This is a genomic window from Nocardia cyriacigeorgica, from assembly GCF_010858045.1.
Classification (GTDB): Bacteria; Actinomycetota; Actinomycetes; order Mycobacteriales; family Mycobacteriaceae; genus Nocardia; species Nocardia cyriacigeorgica_E.
In genome coordinates, this window is record NZ_JAAGVC010000004.1 from 129132 (window position 1) to 144864 (window position 15733).

Here is a 15733-nt window from a genome sequence, read left to right on the forward strand (position 1 = left end):
TCATCGGGCAAGGTCATCGGGGGAGATACCCGCCGGCTCGAGGCGGATGATCCCTCGGTCCAACGCTGCCAGGACCGCCGGTATCCGACCGTGCACGCCGAGCCGATCGAAAATGCGAGCCAACCGGTCCTGGACGGTGCTGCGAGAGATATGCAGATGCTCGGCTATCTGGGCATTCGACAGGCCGCGAGCCAGCAGGGAGAGGGTCTTCACCTCGTCCTGGGAGAAACGGCTGTATCCCCGCGTCGCGGGTACGAGCTCACGGTCACCGAGGCGCAACCACCCGCGCTGCCAGGCCTGAATGACAGATTCGATCGTGCTGCCTGTCCCGAGTGTCGATTCGATGTCTTCCAGACGACGGCGGACGGTACTGGCCGACGCATCGATTGCCTTGCCCGCGTCCGCCAGCGAGCAGCCGTCCGCGATCAAGGAAAGAAGATAGATCTCGTCTTGGCTGAGCTCGGCGACGCGTTGTTCGTGGCCCTGTCGCGGGGTAGCAGCCGGCTGCTCGTCCCGTTGCGCGGCCGGACTGCTCCCAGCCGATTCGCTCGGCGCCGCTGATGCATACTCTCGCAACTTGTCCCGCCGCGCATGAGCGGCATCGAGTGTTTCCTGGGAGTGGTCGATGTCCATCCCCAGCACTTCGTCGGGGAACTGCTGGATCACCGCCGCCCGCTCGTCGGCGGTCAGTTCGCTATTCCACCAGGCGGCGAGGTCGGTGCCCGCCGGGCGCGCGGCAGGGTTGGTCAGCCATTCGGGCATCGCGTCGGCGCCGAGCTTGTCCAGCGCGACCGCCCACAGCAGGCGTTGGTCGATGAGGAAGTCGTCGATCGAGACCTCCGAGCCGGTCAGCCGTCGCAGCGCTTCCGCGAGGTTGTCTTCCTCGGGGTCGAGGATCATGTCACGGATGAGGTCCCCGGTCGCGGTGGTGAGCCCGTTTTGCTCGATGCTGGGGCCGATGAGCCGTCGGTAGACCGACAGCGCCACCACATCGCTGAACAGGTAGGACCAGTAGCGCCCGAAGTACACGTCGAATGCGCCCATACGAGCGAAAAGATGCCGGAACCATTGGGGTGGGTAGGGATTCCCGATCTCCGGGAAGTTGATGCCTGCCCGGGAGAGTACGTTCTCTGCGAACTCGGCCAGGAGAGCTCGGGCGTCCGGACCGTGCGGGACCTGCTCCGGCCGCAGCGAGCTCAACGCCAAATCGATGAGCGCTCCGGTCAACCGGCCAACGGTGATCGTGCCCCGGTAGGCAGCCTGCTGTTCGTCGAACTTCTCCAGCAGTTCCTGCGGCATCGGCTCACCGCTGTCGTGATGCGCGGCGAACCGCGACAGCACATCCGGATGCCTCCAGAAGTTCTGGAACACTTTGGCCACCAATTCGATCCACGCGAAGTTCAGGTGCCGTTCGGCAGGCTCATACGTGCCTTCGCTCAACAGGAAGTGCACCGCGTGCCCGAATTCGTGGAACAGTGTGCTCACTTCGACCGGGCTCAGGAGGGTGGGCTTACCCATGGGTGGCTTCTGGATGTTGACATGAACGCTGATCAGCGGCTGCTGGCCGGTCGGCGTAAATTTGATGCGGATCGGGTCCGTCCATGCTCCGCCGTTCTTTCCGTCACGCACGTACGGATCGAAGTAGAAGTGTGTCAGGTGTTGCCGGTCCTTGTCCTGCACCGCGAATACGCGGACATCGCTGTGCCAGACCGGTGGCTTGCGGTCGCTGTCGAGCTCCGTGACCGTCAGCCCGAATATGTGCTTCGCGAGGCCGAACACACCCTCCACCAGTACGCGATCCAGTTCGAAGTATTGCCGGATCTGCTGTTCATCGATCCCGATCCCCTTCTTGATCAGGACGTCGAGTGCCCGCGCCCTGTTCCACGGCCGGATCTCCGTACCGATGGCTTCGGCCAATCGCGGAAGCTCGACTCGAGTGGCAGCAGCCGCCGCGTGGGCGAGCTCGGCCGCGATGGCCTCCACCGACCGGACCGAATCGAAGATGCCGCCCGACAATACGTAGTCGGCATGGCTGTGGTAACCGGTCAACTCGGCACGTTTGGCGGAGGCCGACACCTGGCCGAGGACGTTCGCGGAATTGTCGTTGTCACCGCCGACGGCCATCCTGGCGACGGCCTCGTAGAGTTCTTTGCTCACCTGGGGATCGGTCAGGTAGGGGAGGTAGGGATGCCAGATCGAGCTGACGTCGGCGGTCGGGGGCAGGAGAAAGCCCTCGGAGTCTCCGGCTCGTGACCGCGCTGCCGCGATTTGGTCGTCGGTCAGGCCGTTCAGTTTTCCGACGTCTTCGACTCGGAATTCGAATCGCTCCAGCTCCCGCTGCTGGTTGTCTTTGTATTCGGCCTGCAGGAAAGACACCGTGTCGTTGTATTCGGCCAGTGCTTTCCTGTCATTCGGGTCGGTCAAATACGCGCCCGCTCGTTGGAAGGACCGGTACTTGCGCTCCAGGTAGGCACGGTCACGTTCGGTCAGGTCGAGCTCGTCGCGGCGCTCGTACAGCTCACGGAACAGTTCGGCCAAGTCCGGGTTGGAGCGAATCCAGTTCTCATGCTCCTCTTGCATATGCGCGATCACAGACTCGATCGAGGCGGTCGCGTCGTCTCGGTCCACCGCGGCCTTGTGGCTGAACAGCTGTTTCACCGCGCCCAGCGCAAGCCCGGACTCGACAAAGATCCGCAAAGACTCCTCATCGGCCCATCGTCTCGGCCGAGCGACGATGTCGGCGACAGCCAGCCACTGCAGCTCGATCGCGTAGGCGAACGCGGGCGGAAAATGATGCGCTTCCATGCGATCGAAATCAGGGTTAGCTGTGGGGTTCGTCATCGCTGCGAACACCGGATTTTCTAGGACGATATCGTCTGCGCTGGGTGACCGGAGGCCTGCTTCCAGGAGATTGAGCCGAGTATCGGTTCCAATCCACGTCCGTAATCCACTGTCCGCGCCCGGATTACTCGGACCGGACGTGGACCCCTCGCTGGAATCCGGTCCAGATGCCACGGTGCCGGGCTTGGTGGGGAGTTCGAGTCGGCCCGCTGGATCGGGCCAGAGGTCATCGCTGGTAACCGAAGGGCCATATGGCACGTTGGATACCAAGTAGCCTTCGCGGGCCAGATCGGAATACACGCGCATCGCGGTTCTGGGTGCAACGCTGAGATGCTGGGCGAGCAGCCGGCTTTCCGGGAGCCGCCTCCCGTCGGCGAATTCTCCATCGTGGATCGCTCGGCGCAGCGCGACGGTCAGCAGCGTTCGCCAGCCGTAGGTGTTTGCCAGGGCCGCGAGGTCGTCGGTTCCCAATGCCGCCGACAAGGCAGCGGATACCTCGCGTGAGGTGAATTCGGCGGCTGCCAGGTCCTCCTCGGCAGCCCATCTGCCTTCCGGTATCCGAGCGAGGTTCGTGACGGCTTGGCGCAGATGCAGAGGCGCGAGCACTCCGGACGGCCGCAGGAGGCTGCGGTACTGGTCAGGATGTGCTGCGGCCAGGTTGTTGAGGCGCTCCCGAAGTGCTTCGCGGGCGAGTGATCGAAACGCCCGCCCGTTCTTTCCGTACCGATGGCGTTCCGGAAGCGCGTTCAGCACGCGACGGCGAATCTGCTCTACCTGGACGTGGTCCTCGATGGTGTGCCCAACGATGTTGGCAAGCTTCTGGCCGATGTGTTCCGGACGGGTACCGCGCAGCTCACGGGACGCGGCGTCGAAACTCGCGTCGGTGATCTCTCGCGACAGTTGTCGGCGCTGCGCTGGGTCGAGTTCCAGGACACCGCGTTCGGCCATGCCTTCGACAGCCGCACGCACGCGCTCGAAGACCCTGTCGCCGAACAGATCACGCAGGTGGTTCGGCTCGGTGGCGGGAGCCGGCTGGATCTGTCCGCCCCGCGCGGCGCCCCCACCGTCGGCGTGAACGGTGCCGAGGTCGCGGAAGTTCTCGCGTAGCTGATGTTGCAGCGTCTTCCAGTCATCCACGCGATGCTCGAATCCCACCGTCCGGGGTTCGACGCTGCCTCCCGCGGCACGTGATACCCGCACAGATGGCTGTACTGCTGATTCGGCTTCATGGGAGGTGGACACCTGCGGAAGGGCGTGATGCGTCGCGTGGCGGCTGCCGGGTTCCACGAACGGCCGCGTGGGGGCTGTCGGCGCAGTCGGTGCACGGGTGATGCTGTTGATGAAGGGTACGTGCGCGGTGCCGTTCGGGTGGCGGTGACGGACGGTCTCCCTGACGTGGTCGATGTACTCCAGGTATTCGGGCAGTGCCCGGTGGTGAAGGTAGGAGCCGAGGTCGGTATGTCCGGCGAGCAGTTCGCCGACCGTGGCGGCGAATCGGCGGACTGCCTGGTCTTCGGCGGAAGATTCGGGTGCACTGCCGGACGTCTGGACCTTCAGCGCGTGCCGGAGTATCCGCGGGGCCGATTCCGAGGGCGCGTCCAGCATCGCGGCCGCGGTAGTCGCGAACCACTGGCCGATTCGTTCGTCGGCGGACAGCGGGCGACCGACGTAACTCTCGACGAGTTCTGCCGCCGCACGAAGCTGGAAGGGGGCTACCACGTCGTCCATCAGATAGCCGTAGAACGTGCGGGAGGCGATTTCCGGGAGCAGAACGTCGGCGTAGTACCTGGTCCGTAGATAGTCCTCGGTCCCGTTGAGGTACATCCGGCAGCCGGGGTAGTGGAGTGTGTAAACCCCATCGCGCGGGATGCGTTGGAACCGTTCGCGCTCGGCAGCCGACAGGACGGTCTTCGTCAGAGCGATATCGTGTGGCAGCAAGGGCCGCGCACCCACGAGCGAGATATAGGGGTACTGCGGAATCTCATCGAGCGAGAGCGTTCGAGCCCCGTGGCCGATAATGGTCGGCTGTGCCCCGGGGCTGGGCTCGAGCGTCGTCAACTTCCAGGTCGGAAGTATTTCACCAGGCAGTCGAGGACGATCTTGCACGATCAACAGCGGACCGTTGCCCGTGTGGGGCATACCGAGCAGCGTTTCCGCTTCCAAGGCCGCCAGCGTGAATGCGCCGAGGGCGCCCAGCCGCGCGCCGTTTTCGGCGAGCCAGTCCAGTTCCCAAGCCATTTGATGAGTGGTGTTGAAGAACGCCGCACCGCTCGGCTCACCGGGCTGGTTCGCGGGCCGGTTGACGACATAGCGGAAACCGTGATAGCGCACTAGGGCCGCCTCGCTGCCGGTGCCGCCGTGACCAGAGCCGGAGCCGGCCGGACGTGGTGACGCCGAGCTGGCACGGCCGCCCGGGTCGACTTCGTCGCCGGGCACTGCGCCGAGCTTCCACGGCGTTCCTCCGGTACCGCCCCTGCCGGCCCCGCCGCCGTCGTGCTCGAACTCGGCGAGCCGCTCGACGGCACGCTGCCCACGTCGGCGCGCTGGTCCGCGGTCCCAGGGTGTATGACCTCGACCGTCGAGCGGCGCATCGGAGTCCGGGACTCCCGTGGTTCCGATGATCGCCGTGGTCCCGGCTGGACCCGCCACGGTGTTGTTCTCGGCTGCTCTCCGGGCGTGTGTGTTTTGCTGGTAGCTGAACCAGTCGGTTGCGGGCGCGGCGCGCCCTGCTTCCGGATCTTCGGGCCTCGACCCGATTCGGCGCTGGAGCCACGTCGGACTATCGATGCTCAGCCGGTGCGGAGCGTGCGGTACCTCGGCTCCTCGGCCGACCGCGATCAAACCGAAGTAGCCGAGTGATTCGGTCGGGATCCGGAAGATGGGATCGATGAACTGCCAGTATTGCCGGTGAGTGCGCAGTCCGTCGGAGAATCGTGGCGTGTTCGGGAATTCGGCCGGGATCCGATGGATGGCGGTGTCGGTCGACGGATCGCGGCCCTGACCGCGGCCGACGAATCGGCCGGATCGGCCGGGAATGTTGGATCCGAGCCAGGTGACCGGATCTTGGCTGCCTGCGGCGACATACTTTTCCGGGATGGCGTCCGGGCGCTCCTGATGTATGCCGGGAGACCCCAGGTAAGTCACCGATTGGACGAAGTCGTCGAGACGACCGTTGTCGGCGGCGTATCCCGTGGTCGTGGAGCCGTAGCTGTGGGCGTAGAGACGGTTGATCGGTAGTGGAGCACCGTCGGGCAGGTCGGCATACAGCGCGCGTGTCGTGTGGAAACCCACGACGTCTCGAACCAGCAAACGCCCACCCTCGACGGCCGGCCGGGCCGAAATGGTCTCGGTCATCATCTTCCCGCCGCTGGGTGCGTCGTATCCCAGCCATGCGATCGACACAATGCCGAGCTCGGGGTCCAACCGCGTCGCTACCTCGTACAGGTTCAACGAGTTCGACAGCCTGCTGTTCAATCGTTGCAGCGTGGTGGTGATACCCGGGATCTGCCACAGCGTCGCAGCGGCGGTGTCGGGGTTGCCGTACCCGACAACCGCCCGACCGGATCCGCCGAAAGCCTCTGCGTCGAAGGCCATCACATGCACGGGTGGTGCGGGCACGGGCGGTGCCAACATCCGGGCTTTCGCAGCGGCTTTCGCCAGCGCGCCGTGGGTGTAGACCAGATTGCGCAGATGCAGCCGTTCCTCGTCGCTCAGCTGTCTCTGGAACCACTGCGCGAAATCGGCGCCCGCGGGAACGCGGGCCCGATAGGCCGCGATGCCGCGGGCGATCGCCAGACGGTTCGCCTGGTCTCGAACCGCGAAGGAAATGCCGTCGGTATTGCCGATCACGGCCGGATGCACCCGCACCACCGCCCGCTGTTGGTCGTCGGACAGTGCGTGCCACCACTGGAAGTTCGTCTCTGCCCGCCGCATGGCCGCTGCGGCTACCTCGTCGTCGAGGTAGTCGCCGTGCAGCAGCTCCGACACATGACGAACGGGGCTCGACGCACCGAACGCGCTCTGCGCCAGCGTCTTCTCGGCGGCCGTCGGCGGGCTCGCGTCGGGCAGGATCTCAGCGGGTAGCGACTGAATCTTTCCGGGCCCGATGACCTGACCGTCGAACCCGAGGTGCGCATCGGTACCGTCGTCGATCGCTGCGAAACTGGCGGCCACCCCCCGGGGCGAGACGACCTGGACGACCCAGTACGACGGCCTGTCGGTTTTCGAGCGAAAACGTCTGGGCTGCTGGGTTGGCAGCGCGCGGAACCATTCCCACGTACGCGCTGTGCCGAGGCGGCCGGAGCGCATCATGTCGCCGACTGCGGGCACCGCCGGATCGGTGTTCGTGGGGATGGCGGCGAAGACCTCGAGCGCCGCGGAGGGTTTCCCCGTCTCCGGATCGGCGGCGAGGTAGCGCTCGAGTACCGACTTTCCGGTCAGCGGAGTGCGCGGCACCGTGATGTGCCGACCGCCGAATCGCGCATCCACGCCGCGGCCGAAGACCTTGCCCGCCCCTTCGCCGAGCTGGACGAACCTACGCGGGGCGGCGTGCACGATATTGACCTGCGGCACACCATATTCCGTCGCCTTGCCGGCGCGCAGGGCGCCCCGTGGATCAGCCAATGTCAGGGTGTCGACCACTGAGTGCAGCCCATCGAGCACAGCAGCGCTGAGAATCGCCGCGCCGGCTCCGTATCCGAACGCGTGCTGTTGCGGTACCGGTGCGCCGCCGGGCAACTGTGCCGAGAACTCCCGGCCCGCTGCGAAACCGGAGATACCGGCCGCGACCTGGCGGGCCTGGGCCGCGGTGCCGAGGCGGGTGGCGCCAGGGACGTCGTGGCGATGCGAGATGATCGTGGCGATCGGTGCGCCGAGTGCACGTTTGGTCGCCGCGGTGTGATGGTGGTGCGCGTACACCACGTCGTCGGCCAGCGAGGACAGGTCGGCCCGGCGGCCGAGCGCGTGCCGCGATACCGACACGGCGCGATCGGCGTCGCCGTAGCCGATCGCGATTTCACTGTCGGTGTAGGTCAGCACCTGGACGGGCATCGGCACACCCCTGGCGGCACTCTCTTTCGCCAGTGTGTCGGCTCGAAGTAGGGCTTTACGCGCATCGAGGATGTTGCGCAGCTGCTGCGGCTCGTTCGGCCCGAACTCCGAGTTGACCAGTTGGCCGCTGCCGAGCCGCTCCGGGCGGCGAGCGAGAAATGCGGCGAGGGCACGGTCGAGCGCCAGCCGGTTCGCCGCGTCCTTGGTCGCGCTCGGCAGGCCGAGGGCGTTACCGACCTCGACCGGATGCACCAGCACCATCGCCTCTTGCCGGACCGAATCAAGTGCGTGCCACCAGGCGGCATTGGCCGTCGCGCGCTCTGCGGCGAGGACAACTACGTCCCCCTCGACGTCTGCCCCGAGGAGCAGGTCCGCGGCGGTTGCCTCGGTGGCGAGGCTCCGCAGCGCGTCTTCCGTGTAAGCGAGGTCGACAACGGTGGGGGGCCGGGTGGCGAGCCCGGTATCGGAAGGCGACGACGGCGTGCGGTCTGCTGGTCCGATCTGTTCGGCAGCTCCTTCCGCGGGCAGTCCAGGGGCGGCGCTCGCCGATGGCCGCGCCGGGCCGCGGGCAGCCCCGCCCCCGTCGTGCTCGAATTGAGCGAGCCGTTCGACCGGTCGTTGCCCTCGTGTCGGTGTGGGGCCGTGGTTCCATGCCCGGCCCACACCGTCGATGGGCACTTGCGGGTCCGGCACACCCGCGCCGTGAACCTTCGCGTCACCGCTGGGCCGGTCACGCCCGGCGCCGGAGACGGGAGTCTCGTTTTCCGGCGTCGTGTGGTCGTCCGCGGCTACGGGGGCCCGGCCATCCGGTGGGTGTGACACGGTGGCCGCTGCGACGATCAGTCCGTCGCTGACGGTGAAACGGCCGGGAATCACCGTGACCGGCGGTCCGGAGTCGGTGAGCGTGTCGGCGGGCAGGTGCGCGCGGAAGACACCGGGAGTGTCGGGGTCGAACATCACCTGGACGTGCCGGAGGTGAGGCCAGCGCCCGGCCAGGGGAAACCACGCGTGCCGGGCGCTTTCTTTGGCCGCCAGCAATACCCGGTCCCACCACACCTCGTCGCGGTGGCCTGTCTTCTGCAACCACCGCCGCTCGGCCGGCACGGAGATCTCGGCGAGCGTGCCGGCGGGCAGCCGTTCATTGCGCTCGGCATGCAGCCCGATCGATCGGAAGTCGCGAGCATCGGCTACGGCGGCGGCGCTGTAGGCCTCGGTTTGCGTCACGTCGCCGACCACGCCGTTCGGCCACAGTGGCCGGCCGACGGGTCCAGTCGCCACCGGGCCGTCCGCACGGCCGAGGCTGTGCAGCGCCTCGTCTGCGCTGCGGCGCACGGCCACGGCCGATAGGGGAGCATCGGCGCTGACGACCTCTGCTGTATGGACCGCGTGCGGCACGAGGTCCGCGAGGATGCTGCTGCGCCGTGCGGGTCTCTGAGCGCCGGGGGTAGGAGCAGGCGCTTCGTCGAACGTCGAGGTGCCGTTCGTGGTCACTTCTATGGGGGCGAACAGAATTCGCTGTTCGTCTTCGTCGGCCTGCGGCGCGCCGGCGGGCGCTGCGGATCGTGCCGCGGATTCCTCGGATGCGTCCGAGGCGTGGTTCGTCGCCTCGGCTTGCTCCGCGCGTACCCGGTCGACGGTGGTGCGGACCAGGGTGATGAGTTCGCGGCGCGTCATCATCGGATAGCTACGGCCAGTGGCGTCGAATGCGCTGACCATCGCCAACTGCAAGTTGCCGGCGAACATCCACGCCTGCGCGTCGTCCAGCTCGCCGGCGATATGCAACCGGACCATTCGCAGCAGGTCGACAGCGGACCGCCAGATATCGAGCAGTGCCCAGAACGGGTACTCCTCTTCGCGGATCTCCTCGGGAACAACCCCGGCCGCAGTCCCGCTCCGATGGGTGGCGATGATGCCGTCGAGACGCTGTGGTCCGGGGCCGGCGAGCTGAAAATCGGTGACGGTGATGTCCTCGTTGCGGTCGATCAAGACGTTACTCGGCTTGACGTCCATATGTAACGGCACCCATGGTTCCGGACGAAGCGTGCCCAGTCCCAGTCCCAGTCGATGTTCCAGTCCTTCGGTCAGCCGCGGACCGAACCCGAGTGCGATGCTCGCTGCCCGGAACTCCGGAGAAGTGCGAAGTGCCTCTTGGAAAATGTCCTCGTAATACTGAGCGTGCATCCGAATGATTCCCGCGATATCGCCGGACTTCGGGTACCACGCTGGCACCGGTGGAAATATTTCCAGCGGTAGACTGTGGAAATTTCGGAGAATGGTATTCACCTTTTCGCGAATACCGATGTCGAGGAAGTCGGACAGCGGAACTCCCGCGTAACGGTCGATACGGAATCCGTCACCGTTGAACAGGATACGCGGCAGCCCCCTCATCCTCCCCGCAGCAGCCGCGATCACCGCGGCCTCGTCCTTCCAGACCACGAAGTCCAGTGCATTGTCCGGGCGTGCCATCACCCGAATAGCGAACCCGAGCCCCACGTAGACGTCATGCGAGCCGCCCGCTCGGCGTGGGAAGTGCTCCATCGCGAAATCCCGCAACGCCGTGGCGAGGTCGGCAGACATGTGCACACCGGAATCGTCGGGCGCTCCCAAGAAGTGGTATTCGTCGGCCGATAGCAGCTCGCCGAGTAGCGGAGAAGCGCGCAAGGCGCGCATCGCCGCCGCATCGAGTAGTTCGCCCGCCTCCACGCGGGCCGCCAACTGCTCGGCGGGTGCCACGAAGAACTCATCGTCGGGATCGGTGACGACATAGACCTCCTCCTCGGATCCCGCAGTGCCCTCGGCAGTTCCGGTATCGCGGTTCGATGCGGCAGATGAGGAGTGTTCCGCCCTGGACGGCTCCAGTTCACCGCTTCCCGCGCGCGACGGCGCGGATTCGGCGACGTTGTTCGCCGGACCCGGTTCCTTCCCGGCCGGTGGCCACAGGTCCGGCGGTGTATCCGTACCGGCTGCCGGCGTCAGATATCGGCCGCCCGCACGATCGGTGCGGTAGATCGTGACGTTTTCGCCGTAGACGACGGAGACTTCGTCCTTGAAATGAACGTCGGTCGACAGCGCACCCAGTTTGGAGCGCACTCGAATTCCCTCTGGCGTGATCGCTTCGACAACGCCGCTGTGTGTGACAACCCCCTGGTCGTTCCGGTAGACCACGACATCGTCTGGCCTCGTCTCGCTGTCCGCGACCTCGTAGAAACCGTTCTCGGCGAGGATCGCGTCGATCGAGGCTCCACTCAGCCATCCGCCCCGACCGTCCGCGGTGAACGTCGCGCCGTGGCAGTTGTAGAACGGGTTGATCGGGCCGCGCGGCTCGAAATCCTCGTACCTTGTTCCTCTTTCGTGGCCGATGACGAACAGCTCGATGAGCCCATCGGTAGTTTCGTAGACCCACCCGGGCTCGGGTGCGTTCGCGGTGCCCTCCGCGAGAGATCTGGCCGGAATCGGAGTTCCGGCGTCGGTGACATGACCGCGCAACGGCAGGGGTTCTATTTGCCACCCGACGGTGTCGATTCGCTGCTGTGCGTAGGCGGGTACCTCCCGGGCCACTGGAGCCGGCGTCGTGGAGTCATCCCCGGTCGCGGCGGAGTTGGAGCGCTCGGCGCCGGGTCGCTTCGCCGGCTGTTGGTGGCCGGCGGGTTCGCCCGAGCCATAGCGACTCCAAACGTCCGGACCGGGGTGAAAGCTGTGTACCGATGGATCCGCGGCGTCGCGCACCTTGCTCGCTGGGATGTCGAGCGCGTCCGCGATGTCGTGCACGCCCGGCATCGCACCTTTGCCGGGGGTGACGCGGGCCCTTGCGAGAGCGTCGGAATTGCCGGTGACCTCGGAGGTTGTGCCTTGCCGGCGAGCGTTTTCGGCCGCTACCCTCCGCGCGAGGTAGGCGGCCATGATTTCTTCTCCCTCGCTCGCCATATTCCACCGGCTCGCGGTATGCGCCTCGGGAAAGGCCTCCAACGGATTGAGGTTGGCGAGGTTCTTTTCGTCCAGATAGTCGTGGAAACTGTATCCGCTGAACTCGCTCACCAATTCGTTCAGATAGGAGAGGAACCCGGTGCGATACTCGACGAGATCGCCGACGAAGTATTCTTCGACGAATTTCTCTGCGATCTGCTCGGCGTCCCGGGACTGATATTCGTCAATCGACGTCATGTCCTCGGGCTCGCGGGCTTCGAACTGGTTCAGAAAGTTCGGTAGGTGCTCCGGCGCATTGTTCTCGAGGTACCGACGGGCAAAGTCGCGCAGCACCATCGTCCAGTCGGCATCGGCCTGGATGAAGGCCGCTTCCGGCCGATCGTCGTGCCCGTGCGCATACATTTGCATGGCGTGGCCGAGCTCATGGGTCACGGTTCGCACCGGCTTGTCGCGGGGCCCGCTGAAGTGGCCTCGATCAACCATATCTTCGACGAAGGAACGGGTGAGTTCGCCGTTGATCGTGTAACGCTCGCTGAAAGTTATGGATATGCCGTCCGCGGTTTGTTCCGTTTCGCCGAGCCGATCATCGTTCCAGTAGGGCGCTGCGCCCATGTCGACGACGCCGAAATCGCCGAACCGGACCCGGTGGTAACGGTATTCGTCGACGGTCTCGCGGACTCGCTCCAGGGCGACTTCTTCGATATCGAAGCGGGACAGGTCCAGGCCGAGCTCCCGCTCCGACTCGCGTATGTACGCTCTCCTCTCCTGCTGGATCCGCTTCTCGACGACGGTCATCGTCCGGCCGACGGCCTCCGCCGTTTTTCCCTCCCATTCGTTCGCCAGATCGATCATCATGCGATGCAGCATCCGGTGCTGGGCTGTCGCACTCGGATCGCGGGTTTCGACCTTTTCGAAGGATTCGACGAGCACGGCCCGAACGTCCGGGGTGCGATTATGGGTATCACTTTCTTGCCGCTGGTTCCGCAGTTCGCGGGCGGCGTGAACTTCTACTCGCCACCGTCCAGCCTGGATGAGGGAATGCGCATACATCTCCATGACCGTGCTGCGGATGGCTTCCCGCGACATTTCCTGGACAGTATCCGGGTCCAGTACCAGTTCGATACTGCCCGCCGAGACTGCTCCGTTTTCTATCCGCGCGGAGGCATAGATCGCGCTCTCGCCGATCCCCGGCTCCGACGTGATGAGGATTTCCGACAGCCCGGTCGGATGGCGGGTGGCCAGTTCGTGCAGTGTTTGCGCGAAGACATACGCTCGACCCGGGTCGAAGACACCCAGCCCGTTCACGGCGATGGAGTCGTGCCGGTATGCGAACGCATCCGCGACATCTTGCGTGGTGTGCGCTTGCTGCTCCACCAGGTCGGCCCGGCTGTCCATGTCGAGGAACACCTCGATGGCCCCGATCATCCGGTCGAGTCCGGGTATGTGTCCGGTGAGTGACCGAAGCCCCGCCAGTGGCATATCGGTAGCTTCCGCCGTCGGCCATTCGGTGCCTCTCGGCAACCCGAGCAGGGCAGGCAGTTCGCCGCTGAGCGACCGCTGATCGAGCGCCGCCAGCCGATACGCTTCCGAGTACGGGTCCGTGGACTTCAGCGCGAGGTCTGCGGCGATCTGGCGGCCGACCCAATGAGCTATCTCCTCCGCCCTCGGGCCGGACGGTCGCAGGTGCTGAAGCCGGTCGTCCCAACCACTTCCGATCGACGTCACTGCTTTCAGAAGCGAAGAACGCTCGGACAACATCGCCGGGTCGATGTGGAGGATCTCGGCCAACTCCGCGCGTGCTCGATCGAGCTCCGCTGGACGGACGGTTGGTTTGCCCCACATAGGTGCCCCTGGACTGTCCGGGCTCTGGGCTACTCCGGGTGGAGACTGCGGCCGGTCGGCGAACACGGGTGTGGTCAGGGTGAGATGCCTGATCCGTTCTCCGTTCCGATATCGCTCGAGCACGGCGATCGGAGATCGGTGGCCCGGCAGGTCCAAGCGGTGTGCGGTCTCGACCGACTCGATGTCTGCGGCGCCGCGATCAGGCTCGTTCTCCGGCCGGTCGGCGACCTCGACGCGCATCCACGCCGTGTCCGGCCGCGGGCTACGGCTGACCCGAACCACTGCCGCGCCGTCGGCGGAGCCCAGCAGCTCACCGACCAATTCCACGACGGCCGCGGTGTGCGGCTCGAAGGGTGAGCCGGCGAGCATGCCGCCGACGACATCGCCAGCGCGGTTTACATCGAACTTCCGAGACGGGCCGGCGTGCACCGAGATCTCGATGCTGCTCTGCGGGGGCGGAGGTGCCTCGTTCAGCCGGGTGGCGGCCAGCGAGTCGGCCAGCTGCCGATCGTCGATCGCGAGATCGGAATACACCAACCAGTGGTCGGTCTCGGTCCGGGTGATACCGGAATCCGCGGCGACGAATTCCCGCGAGGCCACTACCTGGTCGGGTGCGCCGTCCCAGCCCGGCACGGTTCGGGCGTCGGGCGCGAGCACGGGGGACAGCCCGATCTCGTCGAAGGTTTGCTGGTACACCGCATGGGGACGGTCGGTGTTGAGATCCGCGGCGATCACCACGGGGCCGGTAGCCATGGAACGCAACGTCTGTGCGATTTCATCGGCGTGTGCGGCGCCGTCGCCTTCCTCGTAGCTGTACCCGAAGAAGCCGAGTGGCGTCGGATGCAGGTTCACCACGCTGATTCCGGCGATCTCGACAACTTGCGCGAAACGGTCGTGCGGAGCCACCGGCTGTCCGCCGATGCGTAGTTCGAGCCGGGTGACGGGCAGCTGGTGCGCGGTCGCCGCATCGATCGGCAGCCGGCTGATCACAGCGACACTCAGCATCTTGCTACTGTCCATGTGAGACTGCGACATCACGGTCTCGTACACATACGGGTAGCCGAGCAATTGCGCCAGTTGCTGTGCCGTCGAACCGTCGACGCCTGCCTCTGACTCTTGGATGGCGACCACATCCGGGTCGATGTCGCGGAGACGATCGGCGAAATACGCCACGTCGATGTCGTCGTAATCGAACGGGATCGTTTCGTTCCCGTCCTCTTCAGCCGAGGATTGCCGAAGCCGACGCCCTCCGGCGATATTCCATGTGGCCACGCGCAACGTGCGGGTGCGATCTATGGCACGGGTGGGGCTTTCGGCCGGGGCCGTGTTCTCGACTGCCGGCGCATTGTGCGGCCCTTGGTCGGCTCCGGAGGCCACATCGAATTCCGCAACCGGCGGATGGCCTTCGATAGCCCCGATACGGTTGTCCTGCTGGTCGTCAGAACTGTCGGGTGCCGGCTGCCGGGATGGGTGGTCGAGCTCGGACGCGGGCTCAGGTGTTTCGGCTGCGCTGTCGCCGGTACCGAAGCGGCTCAGTACCCAAGGGTTTCGACGGTAGGTGTGGACCGCGGAGTCGGTCGACACGCGCGCACGGCGCTCGTCGATTCCCAAAGCGGCCGCGATTTCGGCCGCGCCCGGAGGCATTGCCCCTTTGCGGGCAGGCGCATCGGGTCCGAGGCTGCCACTCTGCTCCCCGTTCGATGGTCGCCGCCACGGAATCGGTGCCGACGCGGGCTGCCGCGAGCTCCATGGGGTCGGCGGCGCCGGCGTCGGTGCAGTCGTCGGCTGGTGCGCAGATTCTGTGGTCGGATCAGCAGCACCGTTGTCGCCCTTTGCGCCAAAATCGCGGCCACCGATGCCCGGACGCAAGTCCATCGCCGCCCAGGTGATCTTGCCACCGTCGCGCATGTCGATTCCGGCTCGGATGGCACGGTTCTGGCCGGCCAGATCCTGGACTCGCCATCCGCTGCCGGTTGCCGATGGCGCGAGGGGTAGCCGGTCGGCCACCGTGACATGGAATTCCAGTCCGTGTCTGCCGAGGGCGACCTGTCCGGTCAGCAGCGCTGCACCGCCCGGT

Annotated in this window: 1 protein-coding gene (running past one end of the window); it reads right to left on the minus strand. The window is 65.9% G+C overall.

What is annotated here, in order from left to right; genetic code table 11:
• On the minus strand, positions 1-15733 hold the 3' end of the coding sequence (locus GV790_RS05855) for a DUF2332 family protein (protein ID WP_218586377.1). 40643 nt of this gene lie beyond the right edge of the window; only the last 15733 of its 56376 coding nucleotides appear in the window; its start codon lies beyond the right edge, outside the window; the stop codon is at positions 1-3.